Source organism: uncultured Rhodoblastus sp. (genome assembly GCF_903903185.1).
Classification (GTDB): Bacteria; Pseudomonadota; Alphaproteobacteria; order Rhizobiales; family Beijerinckiaceae; genus Rhodoblastus.
Window position 1 is genome coordinate 34,709 of the sequence record NZ_CAIUXT010000098.1, and the last position, 24,534, is coordinate 59,242.

Consider the following 24,534-nt stretch of genomic DNA (forward strand, 5'->3'; position numbering starts at 1 on the left):
AAGGGATCGGACAAAGGGGCGCCTTCAGGTGAACGAACAGCGAATCGTTAACCGCAATGTGGGGCCACAAAGAGGCGATGTCCAATCCCCTGGAGTCGATTGCCAGTCGGCAGAATCGCAAGCGAAGCCTCAAGAGCAAGGGCGCCTGTCGCCGCCGCCCGCAAGCTTCGCGAAGGCGAGAGGCGCCAGAAACATTACCGGCGTTGCTCGAATTCGAAGCTTTGGTTTCGCAGACTTTCCACGCATGGCCTTTAGCCTCGGAGCGGAGGGAGGCTCGACCGCCCGGGCGAAACCTTCGTCCCGCCGAAGTTTCATGGAGTTTCCCGTCATGGGAGCAGAGAGGCTTGTTCGCCGCATCAAAGCCCTGTTTCAAGAGCAGTCGGGTTCGGTGGCGATTCTTTTCGCGCTTTCGTCGCTGGCGATGTTTCTGCTGGTCGGCCTGACGCTCGATTACGGACGGGCGGTGGGCCAGAAGAACGCGCTCAATACCGCCGCCGATGCGGCGGCGCTCGCCGCGCTCGCCCAGGCGCAATCCGATTACGCCAGCAACCTCACGATCGCGCAGATGGCGACCGACGGCCAGGCGGCGGCGCAAAGGGCCTTCGTCGCCAATGCCGGCGCCTCCTACGCCAACCTGACCCAGGCGCCGACGATCGGCGTGACGTCGAGCGGCCAGACCATCAATGTCACGATTTCCTATCAGGCGAACTCGCCCAATCTGTTCGGCGGACTCGCCCATGTAAATCAGATGAGCTTCACGGGCTCCGCCGCCGCCTCGATGACCCTGCCGAGCTATCTGAGCTTCTATCTTCTGCTCGACGTCTCCGCCTCGATGGGGATTCCCTCGACGACGAGCGAAATCAACCGGCTCGCCGCGATCAATCCCGATTATCTGAACCTCTATCCCGGCGGCTGCACCATCGCCTGCCATTTCACCGCCTACAAGGCCTGCCAGGACGTGCATGGCGCCACCACCTGGTGCCAGGGCTACAACCTGAGCCGCACCGCCGGCGGCGCCGGCGCGCCGGTCTCCTATTGCCCGCAGCCGGGCCAGAGCAATTGCATCCAGTTGCGGCTCGACGCCGTCGCCTACGCGGTGCAGCAATTGATCGCGACCGCGACGGCGACGCAGACCCTGCAAAACCAGTTCAGCATCGGCCTTTTTCCCTTCGTGCGCTGGATGCAGTCCTACCAGCCGCTGACGACGAGCCTCTCGACCGTCAGTACGGCCGCCGCCGGCCTCACGGCGCTGATCGACAATGGCAATGGTTCGAGCGCGCTGGGTTCGGGCGGCACCCATTTCGAAAACGCCCTGCCCTCGGTCAACGGCCTGATCGCCACGGTCGGCAACGGCTCCAGTTCGAGCACGCCGAAACCCTTCGTCTTCCTGGTGACCGACGGCGCGCAGGACAGCCAGGTTCAGGCCAATAATGGCAGCTGGTCCGGCAGCAACAGCGCCACCACACTCAATACCGCCAACTGCACGACGATCAAGAATCGCGGCATCACCTTGGCCGTGCTTTACGTGCCCTATGTGCCGATTCCCAATCCGACCACCATCTGGGGAAACGAGGACGGCTACGCCAACGCCAATATCCCGCACATCCCGCCCAGCCTGCAAACCTGCGCCTCGCCGGGATTCTTTTTCACTGCTTCGACGCCGGCCGATATCAACGCCGCCATGCAGGCGATGTTCGGCATGGCCGTGGCCTCGGCCCATCTGACGCAATAAGCAACAGCTTAAAGCGCGCGCCGGTCAGGCCTTCTTCAGGAAGCAGGTTTTCAGCACCAACCCCTTGACCTTTTCGGTGCGGCCTTCGATTTCCTCGGGGTCGTCGGTCAGGCGAATGCCGCGCACCACCGTTCCGCGCTTGAGCACGATCGACGAGCCCTTGACCTTGAGGTCCTTGATAACGGTGACATTGTCGCCCTCGTTCAGCAATGCGCCATTGGCGTCGCGCGTTTCCGTCATTTCCCGCTCCTGCTTGCCCTTCGCGCGGGTTAAGCCTTCCGGCGGCGATTGACCAGCGGGAAAAGCGCCGGCCCGGGATTTTCCCGCCGCCGAAGCGGGTCGGACGACGAGGCCGGCGGCGACATGGTCATGCGCGACATGACAGCGCCGCGCGCACAGGGTAAATGGGCGTATGTTATACGCCCTGCTGGTCGCCCCCTTCGTCGATTATGAATTCATGCGCCGCGCTCTGGTCGGCGCCTTCGCGCTGGCTTTGGCGGGGGCGCCGCTCGGCGTGTTCCTGATTCTGCGGCGCATGGCGCTGTCGGGCGACGCCATGGCCCATGCCATCCTGCCCGGCGCCGCCATCGGCTACCTGATCGCCGGCCTGTCGCTGCCGGCGATGACGCTTGGCGGCGTAGTCGCCGGTTTCGCGGTGGCGATCGGCTCCGGCGCGATCGCGCGAACCACCGTGTTGCGCGAAGACGCCTCGCTGGCGGCGTTTTATCTGCTGTCGCTGGCGCTCGGCGTCACCATCGTGTCGGCGCGGGGCTCCAATGTCGATCTCTTGCATATCCTGTTCGGCAGCGTGCTGGCGCTCGACAACGCCACATTAATTCTGCTCGCCTGCATCTCCAGCCTGACGCTCGCCGGACTGGCCGCGATCTACCGGCCGCTGGTGATGGAGACGCTCGATCCGGGCTTTCTCGCCTCGGTCAGCGGCGCCGGCGCCTGGACCCATGCCGCCTTTCTCGCCCTTGTTGCGCTCAATCTCGTCGCCGGTTTTCAGGCGCTCGGCACTTTGCTGGCGGTGGGGGTGATGATGCTGCCCGCCATCTCCGCAAGGCTTTGGAGCAACACCATCACCGGCATGATTTTGATCGCGGCTTTATTGGGGTGTATCGGCTGTTATGCCGGGCTGCTGGCGTCCTATTACTACAGCCTGCCCTCCGGCCCGCTGATCATTCTGGCCTGCGGCGCGCTTTACGCCTTCTCGCTGATCGCCGGTCCTTCGGGCGGGTTTTTACGCAGAATCGCGCCGCGCACCCATCTCGAAGGGTGATCAGGCGATAGCGGCGCAATCGGCGCAAAGCCCCTGAATCTCGATCGCCACGCGCTCGAAGGCAAAATTTTGCCGCGCGGCGGTCCGCGCCAACAAAACCTCGACTTCGGCGTCGGAAAATTCCTCCGCCCTGCCGCAGGCGCGGCAGATCATGAACCCGGCCCGGTGGGCGTGAACAGGCCCGTCGCCGCAGGCCGTATGGCAGGCGACATAGGCGTTGCGCGTCTCCAGCCGATGCGCCAGCCCCTCGTCGATCAGTTTCTGCAAGGCGCGATAGACCGTCGGCGGCGCCAGACGGCCCTGCCCGCGCAGCGCGTCGATGACGTCATAGGCCGACAGCGGCTTGTCGGCGCCGGCGAGCAGGTCGCGGATGCGGGTCTGCATGTCGTTCAATCGCGCGGGCGCCGATGGTGCGGCCATTCTTGTTCCCTTGACGGATGTTATAATATACGGTTCTATTCCGGGACGGCAAAGCCTGTTCCGCAGCCGGCAGGATAAGTGGCTCCCATGCGTCTGAAAAGCCTGTTCGCTTTGGCCAGTTTGTTGGCCGCAGTCCTAGGCGCCGGCGCGCCATGCGCGGAACCGTCGCCGCCGCAGAAAATCGCGGTGGTGGCGAGTTTTTCGATTCTGGCCGATCTGGTCGGCCAGATCGGCGGCGACAGGGTCGAGGTCAAAAGTCTGGTCGGGCCGCAGGGCGACGTCCATGTCTACCAGCCCAGCCCCGCCGACGCGCAAAGCCTCGCCAGGGCGAAGCTCATCGTCGTCAACGGTTTTGCGCTCGAAGGATGGATGGAGCGGCTGATCGCGGCGTCGGGCGCCCATGCGCCGGTTGTGGTCGCAAGCCAGGGCGTGACGCCGCGCGCAGGCGATGCGGAAAGCGGTGAGAAGGGCGTCGATCCCCATGCCTGGCAGAGCATCGCCAACGCCAGAATCTATGTCGCCAATATTTTAGCCGGACTGGTCGCCGCCGATCCCGCCGACGCCGCAGTTTTTGAAGCCCGCGCCGCCGAATTCGACGCGAAACTCGACGCGACGGAAGCGCAGGTCCGCGCAGCGATCGAGGCGATTCCGGCGCAAAACCGCCGCATCGTCACCACCCATGACGCGTTCGGCTATTTCGGCCAGGCTTACGGCCTCGCCTTCATTGCGGCGCAAGGGCTTTCGACCGAGTCCGAGCCTTCGGCGCGCGACGTGGCGAAGCTGATCGATCAGATCCGGCGGGAAAAGGCCCCCGCGGTGTTTCTGGAAAACATCTCCGATCCCCGGCTGATGCAGCGTATCGCCAGGGAATCCGGCGCGAAAATCGGCGGAACCCTGTTTTCCGACCAGCTTTCAAAGCCCGACGGCCCCGCCGCCACTTACATTGCGATGATGGAACATAATATAAGCGAGTTGAAAAAGGCGCTCGTTCCGCCCACGCATTGAACACCCGGAGCCCTCATGTCCGACGAAAAAATCCCCGTCACCGTCCTCACCGGCTATCTCGGCGCGGGCAAAACCACTTTGCTCAACCGCATCCTGACCGAGGACCATGGCCGGAAATTCGCGGTGATCGTCAATGAATTCGGCGAAATCGGCATCGACAACGATCTCGTCGTCGACGCCGACGAGGAAGTGTTCGAGATGAACAACGGCTGCATCTGCTGCACCGTGCGCGGCGACCTGATCCGCATCATAGAGGGGCTGATGCGCCGGAAAGGCAAGTTCGACGCCATTCTGGTCGAAACCACCGGCCTCGCCGACCCGGCGCCCGTCGCCCAGACCTTTTTCGTCGACGCCGACGTCGCCAAGGATGCGCGACTCGACGCCATCGTCACCGTCGCCGACGCCAAATGGCTGGCCGCCCGGCTCAAGGACGCGCCGGAAGCGAAAAACCAGATCGCCTTCGCCGACGTCATCCTGCTCAACAAGGTCGATCTGGTTTCGGCCGCCGAACTCGAAGAAGTCGAGGCGCGCATTCGCGGCATCAACCCCTACGCCAAGCTGCACCGGACCACGCGCTGCGACATCGCGCTCGACGCGGTGCTCGGCCGCAACGCCTTCGATCTCGACCGCATTCTCGAAATCGAGCCGGATTTTCTGGAGGTCGAGGAGGAGCACGACCACGACCATCATGGCCATGAGCATCATGGCCACGATCATGAGCACAAGGGTCATGAGCACAAGCACGACGATCACAAGCACGACGAGACTTGCGCCCCCGATTGCGGCCACGACCATCATGATCATGATCATGACCATGCCCATCACGGCCACGAGCACCACGATCATGCGCCGAAAATCCTGCATGACGAGGAGATGCAATCCGTCTCCATCGTCATCGACGGCCCGGTCGATCCCGATCTTTTCCTGCCGTGGATCAACGAAATCGTGCTGCGCGACGGCCCCGACATTCTGCGCTCCAAGGGCATCCTCGCCTTCCCCGACGAGCCGAAGCGCTATGTCTTCCAGGGCGTCCACATGATTCTCGACGGCGATCTGCAACGCGAATGGAAGCCGGAGGAAAAGCGCAACAGCCGCATCGTCTTCATCGGCCGGCGCCTCAAACAGGACGAATTGCGCCAGGGTTTTCTCGCCTGCGCGGCGTGAGGCCTTCGACGCCCTCTCCTAAAACAGTTAATAGTTCAACGATCTCGCCCCGCTTTGAACGCCCCCTATTCTTCGGGCGCGTCCATGATCGGGTCATACTGGCTGGCGTCGAAGCCGAACAAGTCCCATGATTTTTTCATATGCGGCGGCAGCGGCGCGGTCACGTCGAGCACGCCGCCTTTGGGATGCGGCAGGATCAGCCGGCGCGCGAGCAGGTGCAGCTTGTTCTCCACCCCGGTCGGCAGGTTCTGGTTCGGATCGGCGCGGCGATAGGAATCCTCAAGTGTGTGGCCGTATTTCGGATCGCCGACGATCGGGCAGCCAATGGCTTCCGCATGGGCGCGCAATTGATGGGTGCGACCGGTCAAGGGTTTCATCGACAGCCACGCCAAACGCGGCGCCAGTTTGTCGACAATGGCGTAATAGGTGACCGAATGCTGGGCGTCGGCCTCGCCATGCCTGGCGACGCGCATTTTCTCGATGTCGCGCCGCTCTTCCGGCGCTTGCTTGCCTTTCGGGCGGTGCGCGCGGTTATCCCCCATTCCCTCGCCCTTTGCGAGATAGAGCGAAATGCGCCCCTGCGCGGGACGCGGCACGCCCTCGACCAGCGCCCAGTAAATTTTTTGCGCCTGCCGCGAGCGGAAAATCTCGCCGAGATCGGCGGCCATCTTCCGCGTTTTCGCAATCAATAAAACGCCGGTTGTGTCGCGGTCGAGTCGATGCACCAGCACCGGGCGGTCGCCGCGCTCGTTGGCCAGCGAGGCCAGCATCCCGTCGAGATGGACCTTGGTGCCCGAACCGCCCTGCACGGCGAGGCCGAAAGGCTTGTTGAGCACCATCAGGTCGCGGTCGTCGAGCAAGGTCATATCGCGAATGGCGCGGGCGTCGGCCTCGGAAAACACCGCTTTTTTGACGGAGGGCGCCTTCACCCCCTCGACACTGAGCGGCGGCACCCGCACATTGGCCCCGGCGACGACGCGGGTAGAGGTCTCGACGCGCTTGCCGCTGAGGCGGACCTCGCCCTTGCGGCAGATTTTCGCCAGATGCGACAGCGAAAGCGTCGGGATGCGCCGCTTGAACCAGCGGTCGATCCGCATGCCGTCCTCGTCCTCGGTGACGAGCAGGATTTGCACCGCCGAGGTTTCCTTGTCCGTCGCCGGCGCGGGGGTCTCCCTGGCCTCGGCGGCGTTGAACTTTTCGCTCGCTTCGCGCACGAGGCGCGCCGCCTTGACCGGGTCGAAACCGTCGTCCTCGGCGCGCGCCTTTTTCGGACGCGCGGCGAAAAATTGCTTCGCCTTGGGCGCGGCGGATTTAGCTCCAAAGCCCTTGTCGGCGCCGGTCGCGCGCGACCGGGGACCGGCGGCGCGCCCCTTGCCCTCGCCCGCCGTTCTTGAAGTTCCGGTTCTTGAAAGTCCCTTGGCAGGGCCGGTCCGCATCCGCGTCATGTCAAAGCCCTCATCAAAGCCAGTCCGCCAAACACCCCGGCCAGCGCCAGAGCGACCGAGCCGCCGACATAGGCCGCGCAGAGCCCTAGGTCGCCGCGCTCGAAGAGCAGGGCCGCATCGAGCGAAAAGGCGGAAAAAGTGGTGTAGCCGCCCAAAATGCCGGTCAGCGTGAACAGGCGCACATGCGGCGTCCAGGCCTCGTTGGCGCGAAAGGCGAGAAAGCCGGCGATCAGGCCCATGACCAGCGAACCGGAGACATTGATCAGGAATGTGCCCCACGGAAAATGGGTCCCCAAGGCGCGCGCCGCGAGGAGATTGACCGTATGACGCAGGCAGCCGCCGAGCCCGGCGCCGAAAAACACGAGAAGATAGGCTTGCATCGAGGATGAATAGCGCGAAAAGGGCATTCGCGTCATCAAACCATTTGCATCAGCCCCCGCCCCGCTCCTTGCGCAGCTTTTCCCAATAATCCAGCCGTTTGGAAATCTCGCGCTCGAAACCGCGTTCGACCGGCTGGTAAAATTTCTGCCGTCCAAGCACTTCAGGCCAGTAGTCCTGGCCGGAAAAAGCGTCGGGCAGATCGTGGTCATAGGCATAGCCCGAGCCATAGCCTTCGGATTTCATCAATTTGGTCGGCGCGTTCAAAATGACCTTGGGCGGCATGAGCGAGCCGCGCTCGCGGGCGAGGCGCATCGCCGCCTTGTAGGCCGAATAGGCGGCGTTGGATTTGGGCGCGCAGGCGCAATAGATCACGGCTTGCGCAATGGCCAGTTCGCCTTCCGGGCTCCCGAGAAAATCGAAGGCGTCCTTGGCGGCGTTGGCGACGACGAGCGCCTGCGGGTCGGCGAGGCCGATATCCTCCACCGCCATGCGCACCACGCGCCGCGCGATGAACAGGGGGTCTTCGCCGGCGTCGAACATCCGCGCCAGATAATAGAGCGCCGCGTCGGGGTCCGAGCCGCGCACCGTTTTATGCAGGGCGCTGATGAGGTTGTAATGGCCCTCCTGTCCCTTGTCGTAGATCGGCGCCCGGCGCTGCGCGACCTCGGATAGCCCCCTGGTGTCGAAAACCTCGCCCGCCCGCGCGGCGCGAAAAATCTCCTCGACCAGGGTCAAGGCGGCGCGCCCGTCGCCATCGGCCATGCGGATCAAAGCTTCGCGCGCTTCCGCATCGAGCGGCAGTGGCTTTTTCTCCGCTTCCTCGGCGCGCAACAGCAGCTTTTCGAGCGCGGCGTCGTCGAGGCTGTGAAAGGTCATCACCCGGGCGCGCGACAACAGCGCCGCATTGAGTTCGAAGGACGGATTTTCCGTGGTCGCGCCGATCAGGGTGATGGCGCCATCCTCCATCACCGGCAGAAACGAGTCCTGCTGGGCGCGGTTGAAGCGATGGATTTCGTCGATGAACAGCAGCGTTCCCTGGCCAATTTTTTGCCGTCCGCGCGCCTCGTCGAAGATTTTTTTCAGTTCCGCGACGCCCGAGAAAATCGCCGAAACCTGCACGAAATGCAGCTTGGTTTCAAACGCCAGCAGGCGGGCGACCGTGGTCTTGCCGGTTCCCGGCGGTCCCCAGAAGATCAGGCTGCCGAGCGCGCCCGAAGCGATCTGCCGGGTCAGCGCGCCATTGGCGCCGAGCAGATGGTCCTGTCCGGCGACCTCGCCGAGGTTTTGCGGGCGCAGTTTTTCTGCAAGCGGGCGCGGCGCGTCCCGCTCCAGCCCGGCGCTGGCGAAAAGATCGGTCATGCGCCTTTTTGGCCCTTCTCGCGCGCATGAGCAAGGGCGGGCGGGGCAATTGACGCGCGCGCGCAAAGAGGCCAAATCTGGCCGTCCGAAAAACGAGAAAAACCGATGTCCGACCGCTCCCCCGCCGCCCTCGAAAAACAGCTGATCGCCGAAGAAACCGCCAAAATGTTGCTGGAAGTCGGCGCGGTGCTGTTCAATGCCGAAAAACCGTTCATTTTTACCTCCGGCTGGGCCAGCCCGGTCTATACCGACATGCGCAAGCTGATCGCCTTCCCGCGCCTGCGCAACGTATTGCTCGATTTCGCGGTGAAAACCATCCAGCGCGAGATCGGCTATGAGAGACTCGACATCATCGCCGGCGGCGAAACGGCGGGCATTCCCTTCGCCGCCTGGATTTCCGATCGCCTCGCCTTGCCGATGCAATATGTGCGCAAGAAGCCGAAGGGTTTTGGACGCAACGCCCGCATCGAGGGCGAGGTGCTTGAGGGCGCCCGCACCCTGCTGGTCGAGGATCTGGCCACCGACGGGGCTTCAAAGGTGAATTTCTGCAACGCCATCCGCGAGGCGGGCCAGAAATGCGATCACACCTTTGTTTTCTTTTTCTATGATATTTTCCCGCAGGCGCGCGCGGAATTGCGCAGGGAAGGCATCGCGTTGCACCAGCTCACCACCTGGTGGGACGTGCTCAGGGTCGCGCGCGAGACGCATTACCTGCCCGATGCGACGCTGGACGAGGTGGAAAAATTCCTGCGCGATCCAGCTCCCTGGTCGGCGGCGCATGGCGGCGTCGCGGAATTCGGCAAGAAGGAATGATTTTATGCGCCATCTGATCTTTTCCCTCGCTGCTCTGGCTTTTTGCGTCGCGTCGGCTCAGGCCGACGACCGCTTCTGCGGCGGCGCGAATTTTTCCGACGGCCCGACGTTGCGCATCGGCCAGATCGCGGCCGACGCGCCACGTGTCGCTTTCGTGCGCAACGGCGACCTCGATATCCGCTGCCCTTCGGTCGAGCCCGGCTGCCGCGACAAGGCCTTTCTGGTCGCCCGCGATCTGGTGGTGATCGGGCGGCGGCTCGACGAATTCGTCTGCGCCGATTACTGGACCGCGAAAAGCGCGCGTTCGGGCTGGCTACCCGCCATTGCCTTGGCCCCGGCAAAGGTTTCGGTCAATCCAGCCGACTGGAGCGGCGACTGGACGCGCGTCGAGGCCGAAATCAAGATCATAAATACCGGCGGCGTTCTCAAGGCGCAGGGGTCCGCGACCTATGGCGCGCTCGATCCCGACCGCGTCAAGCGCGGCGGGGTCAATCTCGGCGAATTTTCCGGCCCGCTGGTTCTGGCCGACGGCCAGGCGACATTCGCCGACAAGGACGTCGATCCGAGCAAGCCCGATTCCTTCGGCTGCCGCGTCCGCCTGGCGCTCGCCGGGGATTCGCTGTTCGTGCAGGACAATGGCCAATGCGGCGGGGCGAATGTGTCGTTCACCGGGCTTTATCGGCGCGCGGGGAAATAGACCGGCCTACCCGCGCGCAGTTCAGGTTTCGGGCGGAACGAGCGGCTCCAGCCTCTCGATCAGCTGAGGCAGGCGCTTCTGAACCACATCCCAAACGATGTCCAGCCGGATATCGGCATAGGCGTGGATCAGCCTGTGACGCATATTGACGATCTCGCGCCATGGAATTTCCGGGAAGCGACCGACAACTTTCCCGCCGCCTCGCCGATGATTTCCAGCGCGCGGATCACGGCATTCTGATGCAGCCGACTGCCGAGAAAAGCGGGAAAGTCCATATCCCCTGCGAAATCGCGCGCGTCCTTCGACGCGAGAACAATGTCGAGAACCAGCGCGTCGTCACGCCACACAAACCGGTTCCGCCTCGGCGAGGATATGACGGCGGCGCAAATAATTGCGGCTCGACTCGACGGCCTTGCGATCGACAAGATCGATCGGGCGACCGAGAATTTTCTCGAACGCCTCTTTGAGGTCGAGAAAATGGTCTTGACCCGAAGCGGGCGGGAAATCGACGAGAAAATCGGCATCGCCGCTTAGCGGGTCGAAATCCCGCCCTCGCGCCGCCGAACCGAAAATGTCCAATCTCGCCACGCCATATTTCTGGCAGGCGGCGACAATTTCCGGCTTTTTGTCGAGAATGGCTGGATGCATCTCAAAACTCGCTGGCCATCGATATAGCATGACCGCAAGCCGGTTTCAGCCTCAAAACCTTCACCACATATCCAGCGCCGCGCGCGCCTCGTCCGACATCCGGCTCTGGTCCCATGGCGGATCGAACACCATTTTCACCTCGACGCCGGCTATTCCCGGCACGGCGGCGACGGCGTTCTCGACCCAGACCGGCATTTCCCCGGCCACCGGACAGCCGGGCGCGGTCAGGGTCATGTCGATGGCGACGAAATGGCTGTCGTCGATATCGACGCGGTAGATCAGGCCGAGTTCGTAGATATCGGCCGGGATCTCCGGGTCATAGACGGTTTTCAGCGCGGCGACGATGTCGTCGGTGAGCCGCGCCAGTTCTTCCGGCGCCATGGTTTCCTCGCCCGCGAAGTCCGGGCGGTTGGGCTGCAATTCACTTTCGGGCGCCTTGTGTTCGTTCATGGCGTTCATCCGGTCAGGAGAAAAGATCGGCCGCGCGCTTGAGCGCCGCGACCAGGGCGTCGGCTTCCTCGCGCGTGTTATAGAGCGCGAAGGAGGCGCGGCAAGTCGAGGTGACGCCAAAGCGCGACAGCAGCGGCTGGGCGCAATGGGTTCCGGCGCGCACCGCGACGCCGGAGCGGTCGATCACCGTGGCGATGTCATGGGCATGCGCGCCTGCGATATTGAAAGAGAACAATGCGCCCTTGCCTGGCGCGGTCCCGAACAGCGTGATGCCGGGGACTTCGGCGAGGCGCTTTGCCGCATAGGCGCCAAGCTCGGCCTCATGGGCGTTAATCGCCGGGCGGCCGATCTTCTCGATATAATCGAGCGCCGCGCCAAGGCCGATCGCCTCGACAATCGGCGGCGTCCCCGCCTCGAAGCGGTGCGGCGGAACCCCATAGGTCACCGTGTCGAAACTCACCGTCTCGATCATTTCGCCGCCGCCGGCATAGGGCGGCAGGCGCTCCAGCCATTCCCGCTTGCCGTAAAGCGCGCCAATGCCGGTCGGGCCATAGAGCTTGTGGCCGGTGACGGCATAAAAATCGACATCGAGATCGCGCACATCGACATCGCAATGGACCGCGCCCTGCGTTCCGTCGACCATCACCGGAATTCCGCGCTCATGCGCCAGACGCACGATTTCCTTGATCGGCGTGACCGTGCCCAGAACATTGGACATATGGGTGATGGCGACGATTTTGGTCTTTTCGGTCAGCGCGGCGGCGAAGGCTTCGAGCGAAAAGGAGCCGTCTTCCTCGACATCGACCCATTTGATCACGGCGCCCTTGCGCTCGCGCAGGAAATGCCAGGGCACGATATTGGAATGATGCTCCATCACCGAGAGCAGAATCTCGTCGCCCTCCTCGATATGGGCAAGGCCGAAAGACGCGGCGACGAGGTTCATTGCCTCGGTGGCGCCGCGCGTGAAAATGATTTCGTCGGTCGAGGACGCGTTGAGGAAGGCGCGCATTTTTTCGCGCGCCGCTTCGAATGCGTCGGTGGCGGCGTTGGCGAGATAGTGCAGGCCGCGATGGACATTGGCGTAGCCATGTTCATAGACCTGATCCATGCGCTCGATGACCGCGCGCGGCTTCTGCGCCGAGGCGGCGTTGTCGAGATAGACCAGCTGCTTGCCATAGGGTCGTTCTGACAGAATGGGGAAATCGGCCCGGATCGCCGCCACATCGTAAGCGCTGATCTTGCTTTGGTGGTTCATGCGAAGGCCCCGGTTTGCAATAGCGCCGCGAGATCGGCATTGAGCAGATCGCGCAAGCTTTCATCGCGCAGAATGTCGAAGGCTTCCGCCGCGAAAGCCTGGATCAGAATGGCCTGGGCCTCGGGGCGCGGAATGCCGCGCGATTCCATATAGAACAACTGATTGGCGTCGAGCTTGCCGCAGGCGGCGCCATGGCCGCAGGCGACGTCGTCGGCGAAAATTTCCAGCTCCGGCTTCGCCTGCAAACTGGCGTCGTCGGACAGCAACAGGCCGCGGCACACCATCTTGCCATCGGTTTTCTGCGCCTGCGGCGGCACCACGATCTTGCCCTGGAACACGCCTTCAGCCTGTTCCGCGAGGACAAATTTGAACGTCTCGCGGCTCAGGCAGGCGGGCGCTTGATGCGTCACGACCAGCGTTATATCTGCATGCTCCTGCCCTGTCAGCATGCTGGCAGCGGACAGATGCAATTCAGCTTTTTCGCCGGCGCAGGTCACAAACAGCTGGCGGCGCAGAAAAGCCGCCCCGGCAACCAGCGCCGTGGCGCACAGGCGCGCGCCGGCTTCGAGCGAAACGACGCAAGTTTGCACATCCACGGTTGCGCTGTCGCGCGAGCGGCAGGCGTAATCGAGTTCCGCCGCCTTGCCGAGCGACAGCAACAGCGCGCTGTCGCCAAAGCCGCCGAAGCCCTCAGCGCGGGTCTCAATCAGGCTGGCCCGCGCGCCCTCGCCCAGCACGACATGAACGCGCGAAAAACGGCTGCGCCCGCCATTGGCGCCGCAAAGCGCGACGATCTCGATTGGCTTTTCCAATGAAATCCCGGCGGCGATTTCAATGGTCAACCCGCCGGGCGAAAAAGCACCGTTGAGATCGAGCAGCGGATCGTCGGCCTGCAAAGCCAGGGTGGCGCGATCGTTCGACAGCGCGGCGAGCGGGCGGATTTCGACGCCCGCGACACGGGAAAAATCATCCGACAAATCGGGCGCGAAAAAGCCGTCGATCGACACCAGTTTCAAGGCGCCGGGCGCCGCGACTTTTTCAAGCTCGGCGCGAGCGTAATCGAGCGAAACGTGATCGGGCGGTTCGGCCAAAGGCGACGCCTGCCGCAATTTGACGCGCAGGTCGCTGTAATGCCAGGATTCGACCCGGCGGCTCGGCAGGCCGGCGCGGGCGAAGCGGTCGAAAGCCGCCTGCCTTTCCGCCGCGTCGCCCGGCGCCTTGTCGAGCAACAGCGCAAATTCGCGCAAAAAATCCTGCTCGGCCTGTGTAGGGTTTTTCAGCGGCGCGCCCATTACGCCGCCTCGCTGGCGTAATCGGCATAGCCGCTTTTTTCGAGCTCCAGCGCCAGTTCCGGACCGCCGCTGCGGACGATTTTTCCCTCCGACATCACATGCACCACGTCGGGAACGATATAGTCGAGCAGGCGCTGGTAATGGGTGATCACCAGAAGGCTGCGCTCCTTCGAGCGCAACGCATTGACGCCATCGGCGCAGATGCGCAGCGCGTCGATATCGAGGCCGGAATCGAGTTCGTCGAGAATGGCGAAACGCGGCTCCAGCAGCGCCATCTGCAGGATTTCCATGCGCTTCTTTTCGCCGCCGGAGAAACCGAGATTGACCGGACGCTTGAGCATGTCCTGCGGGATGTTCAGCCGGGCCGCGGCCTCGCGCACGCGCTTCATGAAATCGGGAATCGCCATCTCGGCCTCGTCGCGCATTTTGCGCTGGGCGTTGAGCGCGGCCTTGAGAAACGTCATGGTGGCGACGCCGGGAATTTCGAGCGGATATTGAAACACCAGAAACAGCCCGAGCGCCGCGCGTTCGGCCGCCGTCTTGTCGAGCAGATCGACGCCGCCGAGCCTGATCGAGCCCTCGGTGACGTCGTAGTCGGCCCGTCCGGCGATGACATAGGACAAAGTCGATTTGCCGGAGCCGTTGGGCCCCATGATCGCGGCGACCTGCCCCGCCGGCACGGACAGCGAAAGCCCGTCGAGGATTTTCTTGCCGGCGACGGAAACGTGGAGGTTTTCAATTTCGAGCATGGACTTGAGCCTTGAAAAAAGGGGGCGCGCGGCGTCGGCGCGTTCAGCCGACGCTGCCTTCGAGCGAAATGGCGATGAGCTTTTGCGCCTCGACCGCGAATTCCATCGGCAATTGCTGCAACACGTCCCGGACGAAGCCATTGACGATCAGCGCCGTCGCCTCTTCCGCCGAAAGCCCGCGCTGCATGACGTAAAACAACTGGTCGTCGGAGATTTTCGACGTCGTCGCCTCATGCTCGAAAGTCGCGGTCGCGTTTTTCGCCTCGATATAGGGCACGGTATGCGCGCCGCATTTATTACCGATCAGCAGCGAGTCGCATTGGGTGAAATTGCGCGCATTGGCGGCCTTGCGATGCGCCGAAATCTGGCCGCGATAGGTGTTCTGCGAATGGCCGGCGGCGATGCCCTTGGAGATCACGCGGCTCGACGTGTTGGCGCCCAGATGCAGCATCTTGGTGCCGGAATCGACCTGCTGATAGCCGTTGGAAATGGCGATCGAATAGAATTCTCCACGCGAGGACTCGCCGCGCAAGATGCAGGAGGGATATTTCCAGGTGATGGCCGAGCCGGTCTCGACCTGGGTCCAGGATATTTTCGAACGGTCGCCGCGGCAATCGCCGCGCTTGGTGACGAAGTTGAAAATGCCGCCCTTGCCCTCGGCATCGCCCGGATACCAGTTCTGCACCGTGGAATATTTGATTTCGGCGTCTTCCAGCGCTATCAACTCGACCACGGCGGCGTGCAACTGGTTCTCGTCGCGTTGCGGCGCCGTGCAGCCTTCGAGATAGGAGACGTAGGAACCCTTGTCGGCGATGATCAGGGTGCGCTCGAACTGGCCGGTGTTCTTCTCGTTGATGCGGAAATAGGTCGAAAGCTCCATCGGGCAGCGCACGCCGGGCGGCACATAGACGAAGGAGCCGTCGGAAAACACCGCCGAGTTCAAGGTGGCGAAAAAATTATCGGTCACCGGCACGACCGAGCCGAGATATTTCTTCACCAGTTCGGGATGGGTGTGCACGGCTTCCGAAATCGGGCAGAAGATCACCCCGGCCCGTCCCAGTTCTTCCTTGAAGGTGGTGACGACGGAAACCGAATCGAAAACCGCATCGACCGCGACCCGGCGTTCCTGGACGCCGGCCAGCACCTCTTGCTCGCGCAAGGGAATGCCGAGCTTTTCATAAACCCGGAGCAGTTCGGGATCGACGTCTTCGAGCGACCTCGGACCCTCGGCGGTTTTCGGCGCCGAATAATAATAGAGATCCTGATAATCGATCGGGGAATGATGCACCCGCGCCCAGGTCGGCTCGACCATGGTCAGCCAGCGGCGAAAGGCGTCGAGCCGCCATTGGGTGAGCCAGTCCGGCTCGTTCTTTTTCGCCGAAATGAAGCGGACGATGTCCTCGTTCAGCCCCTTCGGCGCCTTGTCCGATGCAATATCGGTGGAAAACCCGTATTTATAGGCTTCGACGTCAAGCGTCTTCACCTTGTCGACAGTCTCCTGGACAGCCGCCATTTTCAATTCTCCTCACCTAACGCGGTTTCAAGGGCCGCTGGTTGAGTCCATGTCGAGGCGTTTCAGGCTGAATTCGCCAGCCGGCTTCGCATTCTCTCCCGCACTCTAGCCAATATTTGCAGAAAACGCACCACCTCTTCGTCGTCCGTCTTCCAGCCCATGCTGATTCTCAACGCCGAACGCGCCAGCCCCGCGGAAACGCCCATCGAGGCGAGCACGGTCGAGGGCGCCACCTTGCCGGAGGAACAGGCCGAGCCCGAAGACAAGGCCACGCCCTCGACATCGAAAGCCGCAACCAAGGTCTCGGCGGCCAGACCCGGCAGGGCGAAAGCCAAAGTATTGGCGACGCGCGCCGCGCCTTCGCCGAATATGGCGGCTTCGGGCGCGATTTCCAGCACGCCGGCCTGCAAATCGTCGCGCAAGGCCCGCAAACGCTGCGACTCGGCCGCGCGTCCGGCGAGACTGGCGGCGACGGCGGCGCCGAAACCCGCCAGCGCCGCCGGATTTTCGGTGCCGCCGCGAAAGCCGCGCTCCTGCCCGCCGCCACGGATCAGCGGGGTTTTGGGGAGAAGCTCGCGCCGGGCGAAAGCCAGGGCGCCGGCGCCTTTCGGCCCGCCGAGCTTGTGGCTCGACAGGAACAACAGATCGGCGCCGGTGGCGGCGAAGTTCGTTTCGACGCGTCCGAAGGCCTGAACCACATCGCAGACCACGAGCCCGCCCGCCGCATGGACCATGGCGGCCGCTTCCGCGACCGGCTGAATCACCCCGGTCTCGTTATTGACCGCCTGCAGCGCGAGCATGGGGCGCATTTGTTCGGACAAAGCTCGCTTTTCGGCCAGTTTTTCGCGCAAGATTTCGAGATCGAGCCGGCCCTGCGCGTCGAGCGCGACAATTTCGACTTTTTCGGGCGCAAAACCATGTCCGGCAACCACGCAAGGGTGTTCGCCGCCGCCGATCAGCAAAAGGTCGCAGGCTTTCGAGGAAGTTTGGGGGCGAAGCGCCATGTTGGCCGCCTCGGTGGCCCCCGAGACGAAGACGACGAGATCGGCTTGGGTCCCAAGCGCAGCGGCCAGCGCGGCGCGCGCCAGTTCGATCGACTGCCGCGCCGCGCGCCCTTCCCGATGGACGCTGGAGGCGTTGCCGGCGTCGAGCGCCTGCACGGCCGCCGCCCGCGCTTCGGGTCGCAGCGGCGCGGTGGCGTTATAGTCGAAATAGATGCGGCCCATGGAATAACCCGATTGGCGACCGATTAGAGCGTTTTCACGCGAAGCGGCCCCGGTTCGCGTGAAGAAAAAGATTAAAAAAGCAACCGAATAGAGCCGCCTTTCCGTTCTATCGGATTGGAAAGGGCACTACCGGGCGTCAAGGGATCATGGCCATTGATACGCGGTGATTCGAAGTCCGGACCCATCGCATTGGCGACGCCCTCGCGCAAGCCTGGGTCTGGGAAGGCTTTCCAGCCTTGAGCCATCGGCGCGGTCTTGGTCGAGACGCCGGAAGCCGAAAAAATCCGTCTCGATATTATTGACGCGGATGACAGCACGGCCGATGGCGACACGCGGTCGAGCCGCCGCGTTTCAGACCATGCCGATGAGGCGGGTCAGCGCGGCTTCGTCGCCGGTCGCGAGAATCCAGCCCAGCCCGATCAACAGAGCCACGAGGCCCGTCGTCGTCAAAAGCCGCGCGGCGGAAAGCGCGGCGGCGAGGCGATGATTTTTTCGCCGCAGCGGAGCGGGCCGTTCATTTGAACCCTCGGCAAAGCGACTCATCAACCTCTCCTGCGAAATTTTTTTCGTAACGGCCCCGGCGTGCGTGCCGCACCGTCAGGGCCAGCGATAGCAAGTATTGGTTATTTTTTCGCTAATACAGATACTTGGAGAAAAAACCTGATTCAGGCGGGACGACGTGAGGATTCAATTCCATTGTATTGATATAGCGTCAAATTTGGTTATGAATTTAATGTTTCTAGTCACCTCACCTACGTAGAAATACGGTTATTGACTTGCAACCTGACGCTACGTAAATTTTAGCGATGAGAACAACTTGAACTTAACCGTAAGTTGATCTCAAAAATGGCCTAAATATTGGGGGAGATCATGAACAAATTCATTTTCGGAACTGCACTGGTGACGCTTATGTTCGCCACCAGCGCCAACGCAGCTATTGTTCTCGGTCCAGGAAACGGGAATCTCTGGACTTTCAACGATAACCCTGCCCGCCCTTCCAACTACGTCGGCCCCGATTCCGGCAACTCATATTGGGATCCGGGACCGATCAGCTGGAATACCACCGGCGCCAACAGCTTCGTGGTGAATGGATCGGTCACAAATCAGTATCTGGCGCCGCTCGGCGACACCACCAACTATCTTTTCGCGACGCCCGGCTCGGACGCGATCGTCAGCTGGGGTAAGAACATCAATTCGTTCGTCATACGTTGGGGCTCGCCCGACGATTATAACACCCTGACGTTGAGCAATGGCGACTCCGTCACCGGCACTCAGATAGGCGCATTTTTTGGCTTCACGGCCAATGGAAACAACGCCAACACGCGCTGGGTGACCATTTACGACCGCACGCCGTTCACCGGCTTCACTGCGAGTTCGACGGGAGTCGCGTTCGAATTCGACGGAACGGCCGTTCCGGAGCCTTCGAGCTGGGCGCTGATGCTGTCGGGCTTTGCGGCTCTCGGCTTCGCCGGCTATCGTTCGCGCAAGAAGGTCGCCGCCTGATACAAGGTCCTCACGGACGCCGGAAAGGCCGCCCCGACCGGGCGGCCTTTTTTGCAATGGCCCGGCGCCCCAGCCAACGAACGGCCTTCACACCACCAGGACCCGCCGCCCCAAAACCGTGCGATCCTGCCAGCCGCAGCGCGCGAGTTCCGGCTCGACATGCTCCTCCTCCGGCCAGCCGAGGCAAAGAAAGCCGATCAGCTTGAAAGACTCTGGCGCCTCCAGCGCCAGGCGGACCTTTTCCGGATCGAGGATCGAAATCCAGCCAAGGCCAAGCCCCGCCGCGCGCGCCGCCAGCCAGAGCATGTTGATCATGCCGACCACGGAATAATCCAGCATTTCCGGCATGGTGCGCGTGCCAAGGCCAAAGCCTTGGGTGGTCGCGCGGTCGCAGAAAACCGCAAGCTGCAGCGGCGCCTTGTCGAGACCCGCCAGTTTCAACTGCGCGTAAAGCGCGGCCCGCTCGCCTTGTTGCTCCGCCAGCGCCTCCGCGTTGCAGGCGAGGAAATTATCGCGGATCGCCGCGCGCTTTTCCGCGCTTTCGACCCGTATCAGCCGCCACGGCTGGCTGTTGCCGACCGAAGGCGCGAGCTGGGCGAGATCGAGCAGATGGTCGATCAGCTCCTCCGGCGCCGGATCGGCGCGAAACCGCCGCACATCGCGCCGCCAGCGCATCAGCTGCGCCAGCTCCGCGCGAAAATGGACATCGAACACCGGCCCCGGCCTGTTCATGAAACCTCCGCGATGCAATGAAAAAAGCTGCCCGAGACATTTCCGCGCCGCGAGCCGCAGGGCGCCGGCGCCCCGCCATAGGCGTCGGCGGCCATCGCCATGGGCTGGTCCGCGCCGATTGCGACAATGCTGGCGTAATGGAATTCATGGCCGCGCAATTTCTGCCCTTTGCGCCCCAGAGCGCAATCGGCCAGCAGAATCGCATCGCGATAGCCGAGCGTCATGCGGCGTTTGGCGAAAGAGGTTTCGACCGACAGCAATTTGGCCATCGCGTGAACCTGCCCTTCGGCGTCGGTAAGGCTTTCGCCAAGCACCATATAGCCGCCGCATTCGCCATGCACCGGCCGGGTTTGCGCGAATTGTCGCAAGCCCCCGAGAAAGCGCGCGGCGCCGGCGAGGCGCCCGGCGTGAAGCTCGGGATAGCCGCCCGGCAGCCAGGCGGCGTCGCAGCCCTGCGGCGGCGGCTCGTCGGCCAGCGGCGAGAAGAACGAAAATTCCGCGCCGCGCGCCCGCCAGTCGGCCAGAAGATGCGGATAGAGGAAGGAAAAAGCGTCGTCGCGCGCAATGGCGATGTTCTGGCCCGGCGGCGTCAGCGCGCGCGGCGCGCCCATTGGCAGGCCGATGGGCGCCGCCAGCGACAGGATCGCGTCGAGATCGAGATGATTTTCGACAAAAGCCGCCAGAGCGTCGAGCCGCGCCTCCAGCTCCGCCGTCTCGCTGGCCTGGACCAGACCGAGATGACGCTCCGGCAACACGATTTCCGCCTGTTTCGGCAAGGCGCCCACAAATTTCAGGCCCGCCGCCTCGACGCCGGAGCGGGCCAGCAGCAGATGGCGCGGACTGCCGATCTTGTTCAGCGCCACGCCGACGATTTTCACCCGTGGATCGAAGGTTGCACAGCCCTTGGCGACGGCCCCGGCGGTCTGCGCCTGGCCCGAGGCGTCGAGCACCAGCAGCGCCGGCAGGCCGAGCGCGGCGGCGATATCGGCGGAAGCGCCGCTGCGCCCAATGGCTGCGGGAACGCCGTCGAACAGGCCCATCGAGCCCTCCGCCAGCACCAGCGAAGCGTCTTGCGCCGCCAGTCCCGCCAGCGCGCCGATGAGGCCGGGCTCCATCGCCCAGCTGTCGAGATTGAAACTGTCACGGCCGAGCGCCGCGCGATGAAAGGCGGGATCGATATAATCGGGCCCCGATTTCAGACCGGCGACGCTGAGGCCGCGCTGGCGGAAGGCGCGCATCAGCCCGAGCGTCACCGTGGTCTTGCCGCCGCCCGAGCGCGGCGCGGCGATGAGCAATCCGCGCAGGCTCATGCGAGAAAATCCTTTGGCCCGGGCGACGCGACGCGGTAGCAAGGAGCATGGACGGGATGGAACAAAGCCCATTGCGGCGCGGCTGGACCACGGGCGCCTGTGCGGCGGCGGCGGCGCGCGCCGCCTATGCCGGTTTGATCGGCGCCGCCTTTCCCGATCCGGTCGCCATCCGCCTGCCCGGCGGCCAGAATCCGGCCTTCGCCCTCGCCCTGCAGGAAAAGGGCGACGGCTTTTGCCGCGCCGGCATCGTCAAGGACGCCGGCGACGACCCCGATGTGACCCATGGCGCGCTGGTCGTCGCCCGCGTCACCTTGGGCGCGCCGGGGGAAGGCGTCACTTTCGCCGCCGGCGAGGGCGTCGGCACGGTGACGCGTCCCGGCCTGCCGCTGGCGGTCGGCGAGCCGGCGATCAATCCGATACCGCGCCAGATGATCCGCGAGGCGATTCAAGCCGAGGCCGCGCTCCAGAACGGCGCAACCGACGTCCGTGTCGAGATTTCCATTCCCGGCGGCGAAAAGATCGCAGAGCGCACGCTCAACGGGCGGCTCGGAATCGTCGGCGGCCTGTCGATTCTCGGCACCACCGGGATCGTCACGCCGTTTTCCTGCGCCGCCTGGATCGCCTCGATCCACCGGGGCATCGACGTCGCCCGCGCCTGCGGTCTCAAAACCATCGCCGGCGCCACCGGCTCGACCTCGGAGGCCGCCGTCAAGGCTTTGCACGGCCTGCCCGACGAGGCCCTGATCGACATGGGCGATTTCGTCGGCGGCATGCTGAAATATCTGCGCCAGCATCCAGTAGCCCGGGTGGTCGTCGCCGGCGGCATGGCCAAGATGACCAAACTGGCGCAGGGCCTCGCCGACCTCCATTCGAAACGCGGTTCGGTCGATCTCGATTTTCTGGCGAACCTGGCCGGGGGCGAGACGGCGGCGGCGATCCGCGAGGCCAATTCGGCCAAACATGCGTTCGAGATCGCGGAAGCGGCGGGCCACGCGCTCGGCGACGGCGTGGCCGACGCCGCCTGGCGCACGGCGGCGAAATTGTTGCGCGGCGCGCCTTGTGAACTGGAAATCGTGATTTTCAACCGCGACGGCGGCCTTCTGGCGCGCACGGGGTTTCGGGCGGTTGACGGCTAGAACGCCGTCCTTGCAGGGAGCCCCCATCATTCCTCGTCCCTGACCACGCCATCGGCGCCGACGAAACCGCCGCGATAACGGCGGCGGTACTCGGGATCGTAAAGCGCGCTTTCACGGAAATCCGTCGCGCTCAGCGCCGGGCCGACCAGAATCAGCGCGGTGCGCTCCATCGGATCTTTTCGCGCCAATACGCCGATGGTCGAGAGCGTCGCCTGAAGCAGGCGCTCGTCCGGCCACGACGCCCGGAAAACCAGCGCGATCGGGCAATCCGGGCCATAGAAGGGCTCCAACTCGGCGACGATTCTGTCGAGCACATGAATCGACAGGTGGATCGCCAAAGTCGCGCCGGTCGCGGCGAAGGCGGCGAGCTTTTCCTTTTCCGGCATCGAGGAGGCGCGTCCCGAAGTTCGGGTCAGCACCAGCGATTGCGCCACTTCCGGCAGGGTCAGTTCGCGCCGCAGCGCGGCGGCGGCGGCGGCGAAGGCCGGCACGCCTGGCGTCACGTCATAATCAATTCCAAGGGCGTCGAGCCGGCGCGCTTGCTCGCCCATCGCGCTCCAGACCGAGAGGTCGCCCGAATGCAGCCGCGCCACATCCTCGTTGGCGTCGCGCGCGCGCAGAAATTCGACGGCGATCTCGTCGAGCGTCATCGGCGCAGTGTCAACGAGACGGGCGCCGGGCGGGCAATGCGCCAGCAATTCCTTCGGCACCAGCGAACCGGCGTAAAGACAGACCGGACAGCGCGCAAGCAGGTCGCGTCCGCGCAAGGTGATGAGATCGGCGGCGCCCGGTCCGGCGCCGATGAAATGCACTTTCATGCTGTGTCCCCGTTCGCGGCGATCGCGGCGGTGACGCCATGGGCGGCGCGGCGGCGCAGGATCAGCCGCGCCTCATGCCCGCCGCCCATCAGCGCCGCCGCCTCGGCGACGCTGGCGAGGCCGGTCAGCGCCTGCGACCTTGGCGAGGCCGAGGCGCCGCGCAACAGGAACTCGCCCTGTCGCGCCAGAAATTCCGCCTCATCGAGGAAAACCAGCGGGAGGCCCAAAGCCCCGGCGGCCTCATGCAGGCCCGGCTCGTCGCTTTTACGCCCGATGGTAAAAATTTTCGCGCGCGAAAAGGCCGGCGCATCGGCCAGAATTTCGCGCGCCAAAGCCGCGATGGATTGCGCGCTTGCTCCCTTGCGGCAGCCGACGCCGATGGCGATTTCGCTCAGCATGGTTTTGCATAAATCCATTGCACGATGGGCAGCGCCGGCCGGAAGGCGGAAAAGCCGCCGACGCGTTCCGCCCGCGCAATCTGCGCCTGAATCAACTGGCCGCCAAGCGCCCGGTGATGAGCTGCCAGCAGGCCTTGCGTCTCAAGGGTGACGCCATTGACCACCAGCCTGCCGCCCCGCGCCAGCGCGTCGAGCGCCGCCTCGATCAGGCCGGACTCGGTCGGGCCGCCGCCGATGAAAATCTTGTGCGGGCGCGGCAGGCCGCGCAGCGCCTCGGGCGCCCGGCCCTCGACCACGCGCAAGGCCGGCGTTCCCAAAGCCAGCGCATTGCGCCGGATGCGCTCCGCGCGGGCCGAATTGCGTTCAATGGCGATGGCCGAATTGCCGGGGTCGGCCAGCATGAATTCGATCGCCACGGAGCCGGAGCCGGCGCCGATGTCCCACAGCAATTCGCCGCGCCGCGGCGCGAGCGCCGACAGCGTCAAGGCGCGGATTTCCGCCTTGGTGATCTGGCCGTCATGTTCGAAAAAGGCGTCGGGCAGGCCCGGCGCGCGCGGCAGGATCCGCGCGTCGCTTGCAGCTGCCAGATCCAGCGCCAGTGTATTCAGAGCTTCGACCTCGCCAAGCGAAAAATCCAGCGCCAGCGTCGCCCGCACGCGCTCATTCGCGCCGCCGAGATGTTCGCAGACGGTGAGGCGCGAGGCGCCGAAACCGCGTTTCGTCAGCAGGTCGCAGAGTTTCTGCGGCGTCGTCCCGTCCCATGAAAGCGCTATGATCTTCGCGCCGTCCTGCAACAGCGGAACGATTCGCTCCAGCGGACGTCCGTGCAGCGAAATCAACGCGCAATCCTGCTGCGCCCAGCCCAGCCGCGCCGCCACCAGGCTGAAGCTCGAAGGCGCCGGCAGGCAGGTCATTTCCTGCGCCGGAATTTTTTGCGCCAGCACCGAGCCGACGCCATAAAAGAACGGATCGCCCGACGCCAGCACGACGACTTTTTCGCCGCGCCGCGCCAGAATTTGCGGATAGGCCTGTTCCATCGGCGAAGGCCAGGCCAGCGTCTCGCCCGCGAGCGGCGCCGCGAGGCGCAGATGCCGCGCGCCGCCGACGACCAGCCGCGCTTGCGCCAACGCTTCGATTGCGGCAGGAGACAGGCCTTCACGCCCGTCTTCGCCCATGCCGATGAGGGTGAGCCACGCCGCGTTCATC

General features: G+C 64.0%; 26 protein-coding genes and 1 pseudogene. 8 read left to right on the forward strand and 19 right to left on the reverse strand.

From position 1 onward, the window contains the following. Window positions 1-328: 328 nt before the first annotated feature. Entirely contained in the window at window positions 329-1,732 is a 1,404-nt protein-coding gene (locus QZY01_RS09145) for a pilus assembly protein TadG-related protein (protein WP_294536196.1), read from the forward strand. 24 nt (window positions 1,733-1,756) lie between these two features. On the opposite strand, the gene QZY01_RS09150 is transcribed toward QZY01_RS09145, so the two are convergent. After that, window positions 1,757-1,972, reverse strand: a complete 216-nt coding sequence (locus tag QZY01_RS09150) for an alkylphosphonate utilization protein (RefSeq protein WP_294536198.1) — start codon at window positions 1,970-1,972, stop codon at window positions 1,757-1,759. 172 nt (window positions 1,973-2,144) lie between these two features. Between QZY01_RS09150 and QZY01_RS09155 the strand changes: the two genes are divergently transcribed. Next, window positions 2,145-3,014 carry a metal ABC transporter permease gene (locus QZY01_RS09155; RefSeq protein WP_294536200.1) on the forward strand — a complete coding sequence of 290 codons (870 nt, stop codon included), beginning with the start codon at window positions 2,145-2,147 and terminating at the stop codon, window positions 3,012-3,014. Here the strand turns inward: QZY01_RS09155 and QZY01_RS09160 are convergent, their stop codons facing one another. Then, a complete protein-coding gene (locus QZY01_RS09160; protein ID WP_294536201.1) occupies window positions 3,015-3,434 on the reverse strand; it encodes a Fur family transcriptional regulator in 420 nt (139 codons plus the stop codon). A gap of 87 nt (window positions 3,435-3,521) precedes the next feature. On the opposite strand from QZY01_RS09160, the gene QZY01_RS09165 reads away from it, so the two are divergent. Both QZY01_RS09165 and QZY01_RS09170 read left to right on the forward strand, forming a co-directional pair. Continuing rightward, complete coding sequence (locus QZY01_RS09165) at window positions 3,522-4,439, forward strand: metal ABC transporter substrate-binding protein (RefSeq protein ID WP_294536203.1); 918 nt, start codon at window positions 3,522-3,524, stop codon at window positions 4,437-4,439. Window positions 4,440-4,454: 15 nt separating this feature from the next. Continuing rightward, window positions 4,455-5,603: a GTP-binding protein gene (locus tag QZY01_RS09170; protein WP_294536205.1), complete on the forward strand. Its 1,149-nt coding sequence runs from the start codon at window positions 4,455-4,457 to the stop codon at window positions 5,601-5,603. A gap of 65 nt (window positions 5,604-5,668) precedes the next feature. Here QZY01_RS09170 and QZY01_RS09175 read toward each other — a convergent pair whose 3' ends face one another. From QZY01_RS09175 to QZY01_RS09185, 3 genes are all read right to left on the reverse strand, one after another. Then, the gene (locus QZY01_RS09175) at window positions 5,669-6,700 is read right to left on the reverse strand and encodes an RluA family pseudouridine synthase (RefSeq protein WP_294536289.1); all 1,032 of its coding nucleotides are present in this window, start codon (window positions 6,698-6,700) and stop codon (window positions 5,669-5,671) included. 344 nt (window positions 6,701-7,044) lie between these two features. Further along, the gene (crcB, locus tag QZY01_RS09180) at window positions 7,045-7,464 is read right to left on the reverse strand and encodes a fluoride efflux transporter CrcB (RefSeq protein WP_294536207.1); all 420 of its coding nucleotides are present in this window, start codon (window positions 7,462-7,464) and stop codon (window positions 7,045-7,047) included. Window positions 7,465-7,477: 13 nt separating this feature from the next. Beyond that, on the reverse strand, window positions 7,478-8,788 hold the full coding sequence (locus QZY01_RS09185; protein WP_294536209.1) for a replication-associated recombination protein A: 1,311 nt from the start codon (window positions 8,786-8,788) through the stop codon (window positions 7,478-7,480). 105 nt (window positions 8,789-8,893) lie between these two features. Between QZY01_RS09185 and QZY01_RS09190 the strand changes: the two genes are divergently transcribed. Continuing rightward, window positions 8,894-9,601, forward strand: a complete 708-nt coding sequence (locus tag QZY01_RS09190) for an orotate phosphoribosyltransferase (protein ID WP_294536211.1) — start codon at window positions 8,894-8,896, stop codon at window positions 9,599-9,601. A gap of 4 nt (window positions 9,602-9,605) precedes the next feature. Beyond that, the gene (locus QZY01_RS09195) at window positions 9,606-10,298 is read left to right on the forward strand and encodes a hypothetical protein (RefSeq protein WP_294536213.1); all 693 of its coding nucleotides are present in this window, start codon (window positions 9,606-9,608) and stop codon (window positions 10,296-10,298) included. Between the two features lie 21 nt (window positions 10,299-10,319). Here the strand turns inward: QZY01_RS09195 and QZY01_RS23865 are convergent. The 9 genes and pseudogenes from QZY01_RS23865 to QZY01_RS09245 all read right to left on the reverse strand — a co-directional run bounded on the left by QZY01_RS23865 (window position 10,320) and on the right by QZY01_RS09245 (window position 17,974). Beyond that, window positions 10,320-10,573: pseudogene (locus QZY01_RS23865) on the reverse strand (HepT-like ribonuclease domain-containing protein). Window positions 10,574-10,634: 61 nt separating this feature from the next. After that, complete coding sequence (locus tag QZY01_RS09210; RefSeq protein ID WP_294536219.1) at window positions 10,635-10,946, reverse strand: nucleotidyltransferase domain-containing protein; 312 nt, start codon at window positions 10,944-10,946, stop codon at window positions 10,635-10,637. A 60-nt stretch (window positions 10,947-11,006) separates the two neighbouring features. Next, a complete protein-coding gene (locus QZY01_RS09215) occupies window positions 11,007-11,327 on the reverse strand; it encodes an SUF system Fe-S cluster assembly protein (RefSeq protein WP_294536290.1) in 321 nt (106 codons plus the stop codon). Window positions 11,328-11,409: 82 nt separating this feature from the next. After that, window positions 11,410-12,651: a cysteine desulfurase gene (locus QZY01_RS09220; RefSeq protein WP_294536220.1), complete on the reverse strand. Its 1,242-nt coding sequence runs from the start codon at window positions 12,649-12,651 to the stop codon at window positions 11,410-11,412. Continuing rightward, complete coding sequence (locus QZY01_RS09225; protein ID WP_294536222.1) at window positions 12,648-13,943, reverse strand: SufD family Fe-S cluster assembly protein; 1,296 nt, start codon at window positions 13,941-13,943, stop codon at window positions 12,648-12,650. The genes QZY01_RS09220 and QZY01_RS09225 overlap by 4 nt, the downstream gene beginning before the upstream one ends. Further along, window positions 13,943-14,692, reverse strand: coding sequence for a Fe-S cluster assembly ATPase SufC (gene sufC / locus QZY01_RS09230; RefSeq protein WP_294536224.1), 750 nt, complete (start codon window positions 14,690-14,692; stop codon window positions 13,943-13,945). Before sufC ends, QZY01_RS09225 begins: the two co-directional genes overlap by 1 nt. A 43-nt stretch (window positions 14,693-14,735) precedes the next feature. Next, entirely contained in the window at window positions 14,736-16,205 is a 1,470-nt protein-coding gene (gene sufB / locus QZY01_RS09235) for a Fe-S cluster assembly protein SufB (protein WP_294536226.1), read from the reverse strand. Window positions 16,206-16,267: 62 nt separating this feature from the next. Then, window positions 16,268-17,431, reverse strand: a complete 1,164-nt coding sequence (locus tag QZY01_RS09240) for a cysteine desulfurase family protein (RefSeq protein ID WP_294536228.1) — start codon at window positions 17,429-17,431, stop codon at window positions 16,268-16,270. 351 nt (window positions 17,432-17,782) lie between these two features. Beyond that, on the reverse strand, window positions 17,783-17,974 hold the full coding sequence (locus QZY01_RS09245; protein ID WP_294536230.1) for a hypothetical protein: 192 nt from the start codon (window positions 17,972-17,974) through the stop codon (window positions 17,783-17,785). Window positions 17,975-18,301: 327 nt separating this feature from the next. On the opposite strand from QZY01_RS09245, the gene QZY01_RS09250 reads away from it, so the two are divergent. Further along, window positions 18,302-18,934, forward strand: a complete 633-nt coding sequence (locus QZY01_RS09250; RefSeq protein WP_294536232.1) for a PEP-CTERM sorting domain-containing protein — start codon at window positions 18,302-18,304, stop codon at window positions 18,932-18,934. Window positions 18,935-19,021: 87 nt separating this feature from the next. Here QZY01_RS09250 and bluB read toward each other — a convergent pair whose 3' ends face one another. Together bluB and QZY01_RS09260 are read right to left on the reverse strand one after the other, a co-directional pair. Then, window positions 19,022-19,666 carry a 5,6-dimethylbenzimidazole synthase gene (gene bluB, locus QZY01_RS09255; protein ID WP_294536234.1) on the reverse strand — a complete coding sequence of 215 codons (645 nt, stop codon included), beginning with the start codon at window positions 19,664-19,666 and terminating at the stop codon, window positions 19,022-19,024. Next, entirely contained in the window at window positions 19,663-20,976 is a 1,314-nt protein-coding gene (locus QZY01_RS09260) for a cobyrinate a,c-diamide synthase (RefSeq protein WP_294536236.1), read from the reverse strand. The genes bluB and QZY01_RS09260 overlap by 4 nt, the downstream gene beginning before the upstream one ends. A 47-nt stretch (window positions 20,977-21,023) precedes the next feature. Between QZY01_RS09260 and QZY01_RS09265 the strand changes: the two genes are divergently transcribed. After that, window positions 21,024-22,112: a cobalt-precorrin-5B (C(1))-methyltransferase gene (locus QZY01_RS09265; RefSeq protein WP_294536238.1), complete on the forward strand. Its 1,089-nt coding sequence runs from the start codon at window positions 21,024-21,026 to the stop codon at window positions 22,110-22,112. 26 nt (window positions 22,113-22,138) lie between these two features. Here the strand turns inward: QZY01_RS09265 and cobM are convergent, their stop codons facing one another. Genes cobM through cbiE form a run of 3 tightly spaced genes read right to left on the reverse strand, consistent with a single transcriptional unit; the run spans window position 22,139 to window position 24,533 of the window. After that, a complete protein-coding gene (cobM, locus tag QZY01_RS09270) occupies window positions 22,139-22,930 on the reverse strand; it encodes a precorrin-4 C(11)-methyltransferase (protein ID WP_294536240.1) in 792 nt (263 codons plus the stop codon). Beyond that, window positions 22,927-23,328 (reverse strand): cobalamin biosynthesis protein, encoded by a 402-nt coding sequence (locus QZY01_RS09275; protein WP_294536242.1) that lies wholly within the window; start codon window positions 23,326-23,328, stop codon window positions 22,927-22,929. The genes cobM and QZY01_RS09275 overlap by 4 nt, the downstream gene beginning before the upstream one ends. Beyond that, a complete protein-coding gene (cbiE, locus tag QZY01_RS09280; RefSeq protein ID WP_294536245.1) occupies window positions 23,322-24,533 on the reverse strand; it encodes a precorrin-6y C5,15-methyltransferase (decarboxylating) subunit CbiE in 1,212 nt (403 codons plus the stop codon). The genes QZY01_RS09275 and cbiE overlap by 7 nt, the downstream gene beginning before the upstream one ends. Window position 24,534: the final 1 nt, after the last annotated feature.

Coding starts and splice junctions, on each gene's coding strand:
- QZY01_RS09145 (WP_294536196.1), top strand. CDS start 329: ATGGGAGCAGAGAGGCTTGTTCGCCGCATCAAAGCCCTGTTTCAAGAG.
- QZY01_RS09150 (WP_294536198.1), bottom strand. CDS start 1,972: ATGACGGAAACGCGCGACGCCAATGGCGCATTGCTGAACGAGGGCGAC.
- QZY01_RS09155 (WP_294536200.1), top strand. CDS start 2,145: ATGTTATACGCCCTGCTGGTCGCCCCCTTCGTCGATTATGAATTCATG.
- QZY01_RS09160 (WP_294536201.1), bottom strand. CDS start 3,434: ATGGCCGCACCATCGGCGCCCGCGCGATTGAACGACATGCAGACCCGC.
- QZY01_RS09165 (WP_294536203.1), top strand. CDS start 3,522: ATGCGTCTGAAAAGCCTGTTCGCTTTGGCCAGTTTGTTGGCCGCAGTC.
- QZY01_RS09170 (WP_294536205.1), top strand. CDS start 4,455: ATGTCCGACGAAAAAATCCCCGTCACCGTCCTCACCGGCTATCTCGGC.
- QZY01_RS09175 (WP_294536289.1), bottom strand. CDS start 6,700: ATGCGGATCGACCGCTGGTTCAAGCGGCGCATCCCGACGCTTTCGCTG.
- crcB (WP_294536207.1), bottom strand. CDS start 7,464: ATGACGCGAATGCCCTTTTCGCGCTATTCATCCTCGATGCAAGCCTAT.
- QZY01_RS09185 (WP_294536209.1), bottom strand. CDS start 8,788: ATGACCGATCTTTTCGCCAGCGCCGGGCTGGAGCGGGACGCGCCGCGC.
- QZY01_RS09190 (WP_294536211.1), top strand. CDS start 8,894: ATGTCCGACCGCTCCCCCGCCGCCCTCGAAAAACAGCTGATCGCCGAA.
- QZY01_RS09195 (WP_294536213.1), top strand. CDS start 9,606: ATGCGCCATCTGATCTTTTCCCTCGCTGCTCTGGCTTTTTGCGTCGCG.
- QZY01_RS09210 (WP_294536219.1), bottom strand. CDS start 10,946: ATGCATCCAGCCATTCTCGACAAAAAGCCGGAAATTGTCGCCGCCTGC.
- QZY01_RS09215 (WP_294536290.1), bottom strand. CDS start 11,327: ATGGCGCCGGAAGAACTGGCGCGGCTCACCGACGACATCGTCGCCGCG.
- QZY01_RS09220 (WP_294536220.1), bottom strand. CDS start 12,651: ATGAACCACCAAAGCAAGATCAGCGCTTACGATGTGGCGGCGATCCGG.
- QZY01_RS09225 (WP_294536222.1), bottom strand. CDS start 13,943: ATGGGCGCGCCGCTGAAAAACCCTACACAGGCCGAGCAGGATTTTTTG.
- sufC (WP_294536224.1), bottom strand. CDS start 14,692: ATGCTCGAAATTGAAAACCTCCACGTTTCCGTCGCCGGCAAGAAAATC.
- sufB (WP_294536226.1), bottom strand. CDS start 16,205: ATGGCGGCTGTCCAGGAGACTGTCGACAAGGTGAAGACGCTTGACGTC.
- QZY01_RS09240 (WP_294536228.1), bottom strand. CDS start 17,431: ATGGGCCGCATCTATTTCGACTATAACGCCACCGCGCCGCTGCGACCC.
- QZY01_RS09245 (WP_294536230.1), bottom strand. CDS start 17,974: ATGAGTCGCTTTGCCGAGGGTTCAAATGAACGGCCCGCTCCGCTGCGG.
- QZY01_RS09250 (WP_294536232.1), top strand. CDS start 18,302: ATGAACAAATTCATTTTCGGAACTGCACTGGTGACGCTTATGTTCGCC.
- bluB (WP_294536234.1), bottom strand. CDS start 19,666: ATGAACAGGCCGGGGCCGGTGTTCGATGTCCATTTTCGCGCGGAGCTG.
- QZY01_RS09260 (WP_294536236.1), bottom strand. CDS start 20,976: ATGAGCCTGCGCGGATTGCTCATCGCCGCGCCGCGCTCGGGCGGCGGC.
- QZY01_RS09265 (WP_294536238.1), top strand. CDS start 21,024: ATGGACGGGATGGAACAAAGCCCATTGCGGCGCGGCTGGACCACGGGC.
- cobM (WP_294536240.1), bottom strand. CDS start 22,930: ATGAAAGTGCATTTCATCGGCGCCGGACCGGGCGCCGCCGATCTCATC.
- QZY01_RS09275 (WP_294536242.1), bottom strand. CDS start 23,328: ATGCTGAGCGAAATCGCCATCGGCGTCGGCTGCCGCAAGGGAGCAAGC.
- cbiE (WP_294536245.1), bottom strand. CDS start 24,533: ATGAACGCGGCGTGGCTCACCCTCATCGGCATGGGCGAAGACGGGCGT.